Origin of the sequence: Pedobacter sp. CG_S7 (assembly GCF_040544395.1) — a bacterium.
Taxonomy (GTDB): Bacteria; Bacteroidota; Bacteroidia; order Sphingobacteriales; family Sphingobacteriaceae; genus Pedobacter.
In genome coordinates this window covers 22790-35900 of record NZ_JBEONS010000029.1, presented here as the reverse complement: position 1 = coordinate 35900, position 13111 = coordinate 22790, and the positions used below count along the sequence as shown (strand labels likewise).

14 protein-coding genes are annotated in these 13111 nt (G+C 36.1%); 9 read left to right on the top strand and 5 right to left on the bottom strand.

Translation table 11 applies throughout. The features are described from left to right. Positions 1-79: 79 nt before the first annotated feature. Positions 80-2272, bottom strand: a complete 2193-nt coding sequence (locus AAKU52_RS13780) for a SusC/RagA family TonB-linked outer membrane protein (RefSeq protein ID WP_354334474.1) — start codon at positions 2270-2272, stop codon at positions 80-82. Positions 2273-2737: 465 nt separating this feature from the next. Between AAKU52_RS13780 and AAKU52_RS13775 the strand changes: the two genes are divergently transcribed. The 7 genes from AAKU52_RS13775 (at position 2738) to AAKU52_RS13745 (ending at position 9201) form a co-directional block, all read left to right on the top strand. Next, positions 2738-3370, top strand: a complete 633-nt coding sequence (locus AAKU52_RS13775) for a PIG-L family deacetylase (RefSeq protein WP_354334472.1) — start codon at positions 2738-2740, stop codon at positions 3368-3370. Then, positions 3367-4182, top strand: coding sequence for a glycosyltransferase family 4 protein (locus AAKU52_RS13770; RefSeq protein ID WP_354334471.1), 816 nt, complete (start codon positions 3367-3369; stop codon positions 4180-4182). The genes AAKU52_RS13775 and AAKU52_RS13770 overlap by 4 nt, the downstream gene beginning before the upstream one ends. A gap of 4 nt (positions 4183-4186) precedes the next feature. After that, entirely contained in the window at positions 4187-4510 is a 324-nt protein-coding gene (locus AAKU52_RS13765) for a glycosyltransferase family protein (RefSeq protein ID WP_354334469.1), read from the top strand. 10 nt (positions 4511-4520) lie between these two features. Beyond that, on the top strand, positions 4521-5723 hold the full coding sequence (locus tag AAKU52_RS13760) for a glycoside hydrolase 100 family protein (protein ID WP_354334467.1): 1203 nt from the start codon (positions 4521-4523) through the stop codon (positions 5721-5723). Between the two features lie 24 nt (positions 5724-5747). Beyond that, complete coding sequence (locus tag AAKU52_RS13755) at positions 5748-6452, top strand: DNA alkylation repair protein (protein ID WP_354334464.1); 705 nt, start codon at positions 5748-5750, stop codon at positions 6450-6452. Positions 6453-6533: 81 nt separating this feature from the next. Next, positions 6534-7835: a mechanosensitive ion channel family protein gene (locus tag AAKU52_RS13750; protein ID WP_354334462.1), complete on the top strand. Its 1302-nt coding sequence runs from the start codon at positions 6534-6536 to the stop codon at positions 7833-7835. A gap of 127 nt (positions 7836-7962) precedes the next feature. Then, positions 7963-9201, top strand: coding sequence for a peroxiredoxin family protein (locus tag AAKU52_RS13745; RefSeq protein ID WP_354334460.1), 1239 nt, complete (start codon positions 7963-7965; stop codon positions 9199-9201). Positions 9202-9225: 24 nt separating this feature from the next. On the opposite strand, the gene AAKU52_RS13740 is transcribed toward AAKU52_RS13745, so the two are convergent. The 4 genes from AAKU52_RS13740 to AAKU52_RS13725 all read right to left on the bottom strand — a co-directional run bounded on the left by AAKU52_RS13740 (position 9226) and on the right by AAKU52_RS13725 (position 10754). After that, positions 9226-9675, bottom strand: a complete 450-nt coding sequence (locus AAKU52_RS13740) for a hypothetical protein (RefSeq protein ID WP_354334458.1) — start codon at positions 9673-9675, stop codon at positions 9226-9228. Positions 9676-9677: 2 nt separating this feature from the next. Beyond that, positions 9678-10070, bottom strand: coding sequence for an ATP-binding cassette domain-containing protein (locus AAKU52_RS13735; RefSeq protein ID WP_354334476.1), 393 nt, complete (start codon positions 10068-10070; stop codon positions 9678-9680). Positions 10071-10132: 62 nt separating this feature from the next. Next, positions 10133-10363 (bottom strand): hypothetical protein, encoded by a 231-nt coding sequence (locus AAKU52_RS13730; RefSeq protein WP_354334456.1) that lies wholly within the window; start codon positions 10361-10363, stop codon positions 10133-10135. Next, entirely contained in the window at positions 10356-10754 is a 399-nt protein-coding gene (locus tag AAKU52_RS13725) for a MerC domain-containing protein (protein ID WP_354334454.1), read from the bottom strand. The genes AAKU52_RS13730 and AAKU52_RS13725 overlap by 8 nt, the downstream gene beginning before the upstream one ends. Before the next feature lie 91 nt (positions 10755-10845). Between AAKU52_RS13725 and AAKU52_RS13720 the strand changes: the two genes are divergently transcribed. Both AAKU52_RS13720 and AAKU52_RS13715 read left to right on the top strand, forming a co-directional pair. Further along, positions 10846-12051, top strand: coding sequence for a GTP-binding protein (locus tag AAKU52_RS13720; RefSeq protein ID WP_354334452.1), 1206 nt, complete (start codon positions 10846-10848; stop codon positions 12049-12051). Between the two features lie 680 nt (positions 12052-12731). Continuing rightward, positions 12732-13037 (top strand): hypothetical protein, encoded by a 306-nt coding sequence (locus tag AAKU52_RS13715; protein WP_354334449.1) that lies wholly within the window; start codon positions 12732-12734, stop codon positions 13035-13037. Positions 13038-13111 lie beyond the last annotated feature (74 nt).

Sequence of the window (13111 nt, the reverse complement as noted above, 5' to 3'; positions counted from 1 at the left end):
CTAAATAAAGCAAAACAAACAAAAAAATCCTAACACGAAATCCACAAAATGTTAACAAGCATCTGATTTTTAACTATTTTTATGCGTTGACCCTGACACCTGGCCTGGAATAACCATTATCTCTACCAAAAATGGCACCTTTACCAGAATTATTCATATTTACGTTAGACAAGAAAAAGAAGCGATCTTCATCTCTTCCTATCTGATCATTTCCTGTCAATCCATAGGTTCCTCTAATCCTTAATTTTGAGATTATATTTTTAAATGGCTGGAAGAATTTCTCATTAGAAATAGACCATGCTGCACCAGCAGAAGGGAAAAAACCAAAACGCTCACTTTGTGAAAATCTTTCGGAACCATTTAAACCAAAGTTTACTTCTAAATAATAGCGGTTATCATAGGCGTAAGTTCCCCGGCCTGATAAACCAACATTTCTAAATGGCAAAGAAGATTGTAAATCACTTGCATTACCTGTAATGTTATTACGCATCATGTACACGAGTAAACCACCAAAAGTACTTTTATTAAAAGTGCGGTTATAGTTTATTGCAGATTCCAAATAGAAGTTTGATGACACGCTTTTTTGTCCAGGATTATAATTAAGGTATTCTGTACCCCCATCAGGGTTACTATTCACTATATTGTATTCTTGTGTATATTTATCATACATCCCTACATTATACCAATAAGGATTATAAGCTCTGGAAACGTCAAAGAAAGTATTCCTTAATGTCTGCGCCATTGCTCTTATTGAAAGTCCTTTTGTTAATAAGGTTGACAGATCCTGTTTTATCTCAAACTGTGCAAGCATGTTTGATCTAGAATATTCTTTGTATCCCTTTACTAAATCAGCATAAGGATTGATATAGGTTGTTTCAGGATCATTTCCAAACAAGATATGTTGTGTATATTGCAAATCACCGGTTGCAGGATAATAGGCAGGAAACAAAACAGGATTAGTTCTCATTATTGCTCTGTAAACACCGCTCCCTTCACCAACCGGGCCTGAATAGTCATCAAAATTACCACGCAGGCGAACAATCATTTCTGTAGATTTCGAAAGATTTACATTAACATTCGAAAGTAAGGAGTAAGATTTCAGGTCAATGTTGTTATTAAAATTATTCCTATTATCAACTTTTAAAATGCCGTTATCCTGATTAAATGTTCCTGCAACATAATACCTTGCAACCGGGCTTCCACCACTTACATTTAAGTTTGCCCTTCTGTTTACTGTACTTTTCTTTAATAATTCACTTTGCCAATCTGTAGCAGGAAAAGCATACGAATTGGTACCTGCTAAAGTATTATCAATTTTTGATTGGGAATAGATAGGGATTCCAAGTGGATTACGTGTTAATACAGCTTCATTATGAAGGTTCATATAGGTAATTGGATCAGCTAGTTCCACATTTTTAGTTCCCTGAGATATGGAATTCTCTAACCTGAAATTAATCTTGGCCTGCCCCTCTTTTCCAGTTTTGGTCGTTATTAAAACCACACCGTTGGCCCCTCTTGAACCATATAAAGCTGTTGCTGTAGCATCTTTCATAATTGAAAAACTGCCAACATCATCGGCCTGTAAACGTGCTAAATCTGTAGTTGAAACCTCAACTCCATCTATTAAAATTAAAGGATCTTTTTTACCTGTTCCAAATGTTGTTACCCCCCGTATAAAAAATGCAGCATTATCCTGACCCGGTTCTCCACTTCTCTGGTAAGCTATAATACCAGCCATCCGACCAGCAAGTGCCGTCGTTAAATTACTTGATGGCACCTTTAATTCTGAAGGATTAATTGTAGTGATTGAACCTATTATAGACTCCTTTTTCTGGGTACCAAAAGCAACTACTACAGCTTCTTCGAGTTGGTTTACATTTTCTTTTAAAATAACGTTAATGACAGTCCTATCTTTGACCGGGACTTCCTGAGTAGCATAACCTATCATAGAAAACACCAATATTGAATTTTCATTGGGGACTTTCAGCTTAAACTTCCCATTGATGTCTGTTGAAGTCCCAATACCCGGATTGCCTTTTACAGAAACACCTACACCCGACATAGGACCAATGATGTCTGAAATGGTACCACTAATTTCTTTGTTTTGATAAAAATAGTTATCAATTTTTTCTGGCTTGTTATACATTGTCCTTTTTAAAAGTTTGCCAGCCCTGAAAGTTGGCTTTACGATGCCCGAAAAACTTTCATTACATAATAAAACAAAAAAAAGAAACAAAATCAACTTACCTTTTTTTAGTAATTGTTGTTTCATACGGTTTAAGAATTTATTTGGTTTAAAGCTTTGTTTAATACCCTATTTGAAAGTTTAAAGATTTTTTTATTACGTGATGTAACTAAAAATTAAACTTTCTTTTAAGATTAATAAAACAATATTTGGTTTACTTTAGTAAAGATACTTGGCGTATTTTGAAAAAAAATAGCACTTTTTAGCGTTTTAATAAGCTATTTTGGCATTAACCTTTAATTGATAATATTTCAACAACATTCTTCCATTAAAAATAGGATTTAAACACCTTGAGACCTTTTGATTGACCTTAATATTTCGGATTGCTTTTTACAAAGCGTTATTGTCAGCCGCAATTGCTAACAGGCTTCTTTATTCTTCTGAATCATCAAATCAGTTAAATCTCATATTAAACATCGAATCAGGATTCCATATAAAGCAATAAAACAAATCCAGCATAATCTGGTTAAAAACATAGCAAATCAAATTGTGATGAAGGGAAAAAAAATTGCTGTCATTATTGCCCACCCCGATGATGAAACTTTGTGGGCTGGCGGAACATTGTTACTTCATCCGGAATGGGATACCTTCATCTTTTGTTTATGCAGGAAATACGACCCCGACCGGGCACCGAAGTTTAAAAAAGTATTAGACATTTTCAACTCGGAAGGTGCTATGGAAGACCTTGATGATGGCCCTGCACAGACTCCGCAGGAGTTAAATCTCGTGTCTGAACTCATATTAAAAGCCCTTCCATCCTACACCTGGGATATCATCATCACACATAGTCCTTCAGGAGAATACTCAAGACATCTGAGGCACGAAGAAATAGGAAAAGCAGTAATGAATTTATGGTTAGCAGATAAATTGCACAGCAATGAACTGTTGACGTTTGCTTATGAAGATGGAAACAGGATGTATTTTCCACAAGTAATAAAACAAGCAAATCTCTATTTTAACCTTTCTACCAAATATTGGAAACAAAAATATAACATCATGACAGAAATCTATGGTTTTGACCCAGATAGCTGGGAAGCAAAAACGACCCCTAAAAAAGAAGCATTCTGGAGATTTACAGCCAAAGAAACTGCCATAGCATGGCTTAAAAGAAACTCATTATTATGAAAGTGCTTGTATTATATGATTATCCGCCTACTCCAGGTGGATTAGCGACACAAGGAGACTTGCTTTATAAAGGCTTATTGGCCAATGGTGTTGATGCGCATGCGGTACATGTGGATTCATTATTGGAAAAAGAATGGTATTATAAATGGTTTAAACCTGATGTTGTTGTTGGAACAGGCTTTTGGGGGCATACTCCTCAATTGGTACTACATCCACACGGTTTTGGTATAAAAGCTATCCCATGGTTAGTTGCTGATGGATATATTTGTAATTATCAGCCTGTTTTAAATGACCTCCCCCTTATACTGGTTACCTCCAACTGGGTTAAAGAAATGTATATCCGCGATGGCATTAAAGGAGACCACATAGAAGTGCTTCCGGTAGGTTGTGATACAGATACCTTTAAGCCTTTTCCGAAAAATGACCCAAAAATACAATCCGTTAGAAGTGCATTAGGCATTAGGCCAGATGAGCAAATGATTCTGACAATTGGGGGGGATGCTGCTTCTAAAGGTGGTAGGGAAGTTATGGAAGCTTTAGCTGCTGCCGGAAATGATTTACCGCCTTGGAAATACGTTTGCAAGGTATGGCCACAACCCCGAACAACGATCCAATGTAATGCAGACAAAATACTTGCTGAAGAATTAGGTATCAGCGAGCACGTCTCCTTTCATACGAGTATTATTTCCAGACAATTTATCCCATATCTTATTGGAGCCTGTGATGTTTATGCTGCACCATCACGTTTAGAAGGATTTGGGATGCCACAGGTAGAAGCCGGAGCTTGCGGTAAACCTGTAAATTGGCATTAATGCGATGGGGATGCTTGATACCTTAATACATGAACAAACAGCCCTTTTAGCAGGTATAAGTGAAAGGATTGCGGTGAATGAAGTAACCATTGGTCCTGAATCAGGTTATGGGGAAAATCACAAGATATTTTTTGATGTCCCAAGAACTGTAGATTACAGAGCTAATGTAACCGATATTAAGGAAAGCCTGATTCGTTTGATGAACTCATCTGACTTGCGACAACAATTGGGAAATGCAGGACGTGAAAGAGTTATAGCACATTTCGACTACCGGAATGTTGCAGCAAAGTTTATAAAAATTGCAAGCGAGAGACTAAATATAACTTAACACATTTGTGATGAAAACCAGAAATTGGCAAGACATAGAAAATGCTAGACAAGGCGCTATCGAAGTACTCCTTTATAATGCAAAAGGCCCATTTCATGGACTTCCACGCACGGCAGGATGGGGATATCCGGAGCCTTACACAAGAGACCTGATGATTTCAATATTGGGTACCTTGGTATCTGGCAATGATATATTGGTTGCTTCGAGTAGAAATACGCTTGAAACGCTATCCAAAAACCAATCGGCAAGGGGACATATCCCATCTATGGTTCATAGTCCGGAGAACCGTGGTGCGAGTGATACTACTCCCCTATTTTTATTGGCAGTAGGTATTTTTAGAATATTTAGTGGAGAAATCGACTTTTTGGAAGATTCCGTTCAAAAAGCATTAACCTGGATGGAATACCAAAGTCCTTCTGATGATTATCTTGTAGACCAGCAACCAACAAGCGACTGGCGGGATGAACAGTGGGTATTAGGCTTTGGTCTATTTGTTAATGCGGTTGTATACGCTTATCTGAGAGTTTTGAATTATCATGAACGTGCTGATTTATTTAGAATCGCTATGCAACATCATACAAATTCTAATGACGCGATACCTCAACACAATCATGAAGGAATGGTTGTAAAAGCCAAGCCATTTTACGCCCTTTGGTCTTATAAAGGTTATAGTAGTGAAAGATTTGATCTCCTGGGCAATAGTATTGCTATCTTATCTGGACTGGCTTCACATAGCAGGGCTGAGCATATGAGCTCATGGATTGAAGCTGAATGCCAGAATATGAGAAAAAATGGTGATTTAGCTGTTGATCTGGCTCCAAACTTTTTTCCATTTATTATGCCTAATGATGCTGATTGGAAACCTCGGTATGCTATTTTTAATAACCCTGGTGATTACCACAATGGAGGAATCTGGCCATTTATTTCTGGTTTTCATATTGCAGCACTTGTTGCAGCTGGAAAACATATGCTGGCTAAAGAAAAACTTTATACGCTTACCGAACTAATTACAGTTTCTCATAACAAAGAATTGAAGTATGGTTTTAACGAATGGTATAAAGCTCAAGATGGACAGCCTATGGGACAAGACTGGCAATCATGGTCTGCCTCGCTTTATTTATATGCCGTTAAATGTGTAGAACAGAACGCTACACCGTTTTTTACTATAGAAAAATGTATAGTTATTCTAATTTCAATAGCATTGGTAATTTAACTTCGTGAGCTACTAAAATATACCATGAATATCATAATTGAAATCAGAAAAGAATTAAAGAAAAACAGTGATCCTGCCGCTGTGAAATCAAGTCAGCGTTTTTTTAAAGAAGAGCTATTATTACATGGCTGTAAAAATACCGAGGTAAGAGCGATCAGCAAGAAGTATTTTAAAACAGTAAAAGACCTTCCCAAAGAAGAATTATTTAGCTTATGTGAGGAACTTTGGAAATCAGGATACCTCGAAGAATCCATTATTGCATGTGATTGGTCTTACTCCCTTCGCAAGCAATTTACACCTTCCGACTTTATTATATTTGAAAAATGGGTAAAAACTTATGTCAACAATTGGGCATCATGTGATACTTTTTGTAACCATACCATCGGTGAATTTCTTATTCTTTTCCCTGAATATCTTCCACTATTAAAAAAATGGGCAAAATCTGAAAATCGATGGATGCGCCGTGCTGCAGCTGTTTCATTAATAGTGCCCGCTCGAAAAGGAAAATTTTTAGAATTCATTTTTCAATTAGCAGATATATTGTTGAAAGATCAGGATGACCTTGTGCAAAAAGGATATGGCTGGATGCTTAAAGCCGCAAGTGCATTACACCAGGAAGCAGTATTTAATTATGTATTAAAAAATAAAAAAGAAATGCCAAGAACTGCTTTGCGCTATGCTATTGAAAAAATGCCAGCTGATCTAAAAATTAAAGCCATGGAAAAGTAGCTTTATCAGTAAATCTTGACATTCCCAATTATTTTCACTATCCTACCTCCTTTAACATTTCTGAAATCTTTAAACTATTCAATGGAAAATAATAACACTGTAAATACAATTAGTCGATCGACTTATAAATACCTTGTACAATGGGGAGTGCCGGAAAATACCGCAGAATATGTTAACCTTTTTGCACTTCTTTTTATTGTTGCAATTTTAGTGCTACTTGTTCAATATGTGGTGCGCCGCATCCTTCGCATAATTTTGATTAATATAGCAAGGAAAACTAAAATTCCTTTTTTTCAATACCTTTTAGAAAATCGTTTTCCACATTACCTGGCTCTTGTGGCACCACTTACGCTGATTAAAACTTCCATACCCATCGTTTTTGAGGGTTTTCCACACCTCATTCAAAACCTCGATAAGCTGTCTGATGTTTATATGGTTTTTGTGGTTATCTGGATGGTGATGTCTGTCATCAAATCTGGTGGCAACACTTTACGCACAAGTATTGCCTTCAAAGAAAAACCCATCGACAGCTATCTGCAAGTAATCAAAATCATTATATTCATATTTGCGGCAGTAATGATATTTTCTTACCTGACAGGTAAATCACCAATTGCATTTTTCACAGCCATGGGTGCCATTTCTGCGGTGCTACTTTTAATGTTTAAAGACACTATTATGGGCTTCGTAGCCAGCATACAAGTTACAACAAATGATATGTTACGTATTGGTGATTGGATTACCATGTCCAAATATGGGGCGGACGGCGATGTGATAGAAATTAACCTAACGACGGTAAAAGTTCAGAACTTTGATAAAACGATTACTACCATCCCCACTTATTCCCTTATATCTGATGCCTTTCAAAACTGGAGGGGAATGGAGGAATCTGGCGGAAGAAGAATAAAAAGAGCGATTTATATTAAACAATCAACTATCAAATTTTTGTCGCCTGAAGAGTTAGTAAGACTAAAAAAAATACAATCACTTACCAGTTATATTGACCACAGACAAAAAGACATTGATAAAAATAACGAACGTACTGGTGCTGATAAAAGCCTGCTGATTAACGGCCGTAACTTAACCAATGCCGGTTTATACAGAAAATATATAGACAATTATCTTGCCGGTCACTCGGGTACGCATAAAAATATGACGATGATGGTGAGGCAAATGGCACCTACTGCAAATGGATTACCTTTAGAACTGTATGTATTTACCAGCACCACCAAATGGGTAGATTATGAACACATTATGGCAGATATTTTTGATCACCTGCTTGCTGCTGCAAAATATTTTGAGCTTGAAATTTTTGAAATGGAAGGATCAGGAGATGTAAAACCAGTTCGGTTCACCGAGGGTCTCCCTTCACGTGAATTAAATTAATTAACCCTATTAAATTGTTACTTACATTACATGATTTTACCGCTTTAAAAATGAAATTGGTCTAATTATTGCAAACCGAAAAACAAATACTTTAGCTTAACGTATACCGTTACAATTATTAGCTTTTATGATGTATAAAAAAATAGTACTCCTTAGTATCATCGGAATATTTTCTCTTGCTGCAAATGCACAATCCACCTTACAACAGGGAACCTGGAATGCAATGCTCCACAGAGCCGACGGAAATAAGATTATTTTCAATTTAGCTATCGAACAGTTAAATGGGAAAACCGTTTTCTATGTGGTCAACGAACCAGAAAGAATGCTTGTCGATGATGTACGCCAGGTAAAAGACTCCCTTTTTATCAACATGCCTGTCTTTGAGTCTTCTTTCAAACTGAAAATCATTTCTAAAGATAGCCTCTCGGGTTCATGGATCAGAAAAGCAAGCCAAAAAGATATCATAATGCCATTTACTGCTTCTGCACGAATTCCCTATCGCTTTCTAGCTTTAAATGGCGATGCAAAACAACAAGCGCAAGGTAAGTGGGACGTAGATTTAATAAAAAAAGGTGGAACTTCTACAGCAGCAATCGGTAATTTTTCACAACAGGGAAATAAGGTAAGTGGCTCTATTCTTACTCCTTCGGGAGATTACAGGTATCTCTCTGGAATTGTAACTGGCGATGAATTATTTGTTTCTACTTTTGATGGTGTACATGCTATGGTTTTTACCGCCAAAATAAGTGCAGACAGCCTAGTTAATGGTCAAATCTATAGCGGTAACGCCCCTGTACAAAAATGGCACGCAAAAAAAGATGACAGCGTTAAGTTGTTAGCTACTAACCCACTAAGACTTAAAGATGGTAAAGATGGAACCCTTAACTTTAGCTTTAAAGATCTCAACGGAAAACAGGTTTCAATACAAGATAAGAGATTTAAGAACAAGGTAGTAATCATTCAACTGATGGGCTCCTGGTGTCCGAACTGCATGGACGAAACTGCTTTCTTAAGCGAATATTATGATAAGAATAAAGATCGTGGCGTGGAAGTTATTGGTCTTGCCTATGAATACTCCACAGACTTTGTGCGTTCAAAAAAGAGCTTAAGTAAGTTCCAGAAAAGATTTAATGTCAAATACCCCCTACTCATTACGCCTGTTGCCGTTTCTGATCCTCAAAGAACAGAAAAAACATTACCTCAACTAACCAATATTAGTGTTTTTCCGAGCACTATAATTTTAGATAAAAGCGGAAAAGTAAGTACGATTACTTCAGATTTTGCCGGACCAGGTACAGGAGAATATCACCTTAAATATAAAGCTGACTTTGAAAAAAAGATAAATAAACTCCTGGAAAAAAAATAAATGAACTAAAGTAATTATGAATTTTTAGATAATTAACCTACCGTGTTCAATTGATATTGGAGGCTGATAAATTGCATTTGTTTTTGCCAGTTTTAAAACCCCCTTCACCCTAATGGGTTTGGTGGTATATTCAATAGGAGTATTCATTTCAACCAAAATCATTATTGGAACCCCATTTTGACCACAGAAGAAACATTGGTCGATAGGTAACGTTGCGAATAAAAACTTTTGCTGTTTAATACCTGTTTTTATTGGAATGAGGTAGCCCACTAAATCAAAGGGACTGTTATGAAAACGCTTTATAGTCTCGGAGAATATTGGAAATACTTCCTTTTTAGCTGTCAACTCAAATTTAACAGCGCCAATTAGATCCCAGTTCATTGACCTAATCTGATCATTTGGGTCGTGCTTTTTATTTTGAGCAACTGCAGTGAAACCTAATGATAATATTAGCATTAAAAAAAGTCTGTTCATTGCTAGTTGTCTTTATGAAGAGTTTTGGCAATAACCCTTTGTAACTGCCCATGACTAAGTTGATGGGGGTAATTTTTACATTTCGATTGGAGGTTTAAATCTTCCAATAATGATAAATTTCGCTCCCTATTTACTGTAATCCCCGCCGAAGTGTTAGCAACCTCAAGGTTTTCCATCACATTAAGTGAACTGATCAGGTGTGGGCGTTGGAAAACAATTCCAATATTCCGACCACGGAATCGATCCATTTCCCTTACAGATAGCCGATAAAGATCCTGACCATTGACCATGATTTTCCCCTCAGTAGGCTTAAGTAAACCAGCTAAATGATTTAAAAGAGTGCTCTTACCACTTCCAGAAGCACCCAGCAACAACCAATGCGCCATAGCTGTAATTTCCCAATCGGTAAAGTTTAAACGATCGCCAGTTTCATAAGTATTTGAAAGTGATTTCTATTTTAATCATTTTTCACCTTTAAATTCTTTTGAACATTTTTAATTGCCAGATTCTTGAGGGCATACTTTTTGTAAAGCTCCATACCATCTTGAGCACCATGCTTGCAAGCCGGCTGCAATGTTGTAATCATTAGCAACGCTGCCATTAAAAATAATTTATTTGTCTTAGACATGTTTACATGATTTTTATTGTTATTTATCTCCCGAATAGCCTTTTTTAATCGCTTACTCATGAACATGGCTTGCAGTAAAAGATTTAAACAGGCGTAGGTTTATCAAATGAGCGGTGGCTATGGTAAATCCACCGAGTGGTATAAGTATAGGTTCAAGAACTGCTATCCCCAAAAAATGACCTGATGCTATAAATACAAATCCGAAGATCAAAAGTAATGTTGGTAACAAATTGCGATGACTTAGCCAATAAGAACGGCCCAAAGACCATACGCCAATAATTATTGAAATTGAAATCATTGTCAACTCTATGCTTTCATTTGCCAAAAACCCTAGTCCCCATAGTGGTAATATTGTTAACATAAAAGGGAGCACCGCACAATGTATGGCACATAAAGTAGAAGCAGTAATGCCAAATCGATCCAAATTCATTTTGAGTTTTAATTGTTTCATAACACTTGATCATTTAATAAATCCAAATATAGACGCAATTATGTTGCATATATGATTCTGATATATATATTTGCAACATAATTGCATTAACATGATAAACAAATTACCTGTAACCGTTTTAAGCGGCTTTTTAGGCAGCGGCAAAACAACCCTCCTCAACGCGATTTTAAGAAACAAGCAAGACCTTAAAGTTGCGGTGATAGTGAACGACATGAGCGAAGTAAACATTGATGCCAACCTGATTAGAAATCAAAACACTTTATCCAAAACGGAAGAAAAACTGGTGGAAATGAGCAATGGCTGTATTTGCTGCACATTGAGGGAAGATTTAATGATTGAGGTGGAAAAGCTGGCAAAAGAAAACCGTTTTGATTATTTACTTATTGAAAGTACTGGCATTTCTGAGCCTATACCAGTAGCACAAACCTTTTCCTTTATTGATGAGACTATAGGGATTGACCTAAGTAAATTCAGTACCCTTGATACGATGGTGACTGTTGTGGATGCTTATAATTTTTACAAGGACTTTGGCTCAGCAGAAAGACTCCTTGACAGAAACATGGTTGATGATCTTGCAGACAAGAGGACCATCGTGAATCTGCTAACAGATCAGATCGAATTTGCAAATGTGATTTTGTTAAATAAAACAGATCTGGTAACTAAAGAAGAATTAAATGTACTGGAGGCTTTGATTAAAAAGCTGAACCCAAAGGCCATTATCCATCAAACACTTTTCGGAGAGATAGATCCAAGCCTGATTTTGAACACAGGAATGTTTGATTTTGAAGCTGCATCAGAAGGTGCGGGCTGGAAAAAGGAATTGGAAGAAGTACACCAGCCAGAAACAACGGAATATGGTATCAGTTCAACTGTTTTTCGTTCCAATAAACCTTTCCATCCTGAACGTTTATGGAATTACATTAACCACGATTTCCCTCAAACCGTTATTCGCTCAAAGGGAATATTTTATTTAGCAGCTATGCCAGACAGTGCGATAAACTTTTCGCAAGCGGGTGGTTCACTTCGCATTGATCCTGCCGGAGTTTGGTGGGCTAGCATGACAGAAAACGAAAGAAAAACTTATTCAGATTACGGAGATAACCTGGAAGAAATACACAAAAACTGGGATGTAAATTTTGGAGACCGTATCAATGAACTTGTATTTATTGGGCAAGATATGGATAATGAGCAGCTAAATAAGGACCTGGAAGAATGTCTTCTCACAGAAAAAGAGATCAAAGATTATAAGAAAAGTTTCTCCTTTTTAAACCCTTTTAAGGACTTGCTTTCAGCTTAATAAAAGTTTATGGTACCTTTTCGCCTTACCAGTATAAACAGCAAATTTAAGCCAACCTCCTTGCTATTTTGATAAGACTTTGCCAGGTGGTTGGTAGGTCCTTGCTAGGTCATTTAGACCTAGCAAGGACCTACCAACCACCTCGTAAGGACCTGCCAACGACCTAAAAAAGTAAACTTGATGACAAGCAAATTAACATCATTAAATAAACTATACAACTCCTTTTTTTGAGAAACTCAAATCATTAAGCTTTCTGTTTTTTCAAAATAAAGTCACTGCATCAGCATCTGGCAGGTAAAATGATTTTTAGAAATAAAGCAAACAACAGACACATTATATTAACTTATATAAGCTAAAATTATTATATAAGCTAAAATTATAACATCACTTCGTTTTTGCGCCGATCTGACGCTCAATTGTTCCTAAGTAACAGTCAATACACATTGAATAACAATAAAATATTAATCCTTTTAATATTCAAAATTAAAATAAGAACCTATTATTCTGACTTAAAGACGGCCTCCTTTCCTATTTTAAGCCACCTTCTACTTAGAATTGACAGAAAAAGATGTTATGGCTAACACCCTAAAAAAAATATATAAAAAAAAATAAATCTATTAACATACAATCAATAAAATTAATATATTAGCGTATGAATTATTAACTTAAAAACTCCCATCATGAGGAATAACGATAAAATAACTGAGTTAAAGGAACTTTATTCAACCGCCTATAATTTGAACCTTGGCATGATTGAATGTTTAAATGAATTTAAACATGTTAGTGAACTTTATTTTAATGCCTACAGACATTTTAAGAATTTCCATGTGCATATTTTTTCAGATGACGTTCAATATTATATTGAGGAAATTAATGAAATGGATAATGGCGTAGATACATTAATCGTTAAGCTCCAGGCAAATATTATGGAAACTAATGAGATGGAATCTTACCTTTTTAAAGATTCAAAAGCCCTCGTTAATTAAATGCATATATAAGTAGCCAACTAAATATTTAAGCAAAGAAATAACTAGCCTCAAAACTAATACTGGTTCTTAAA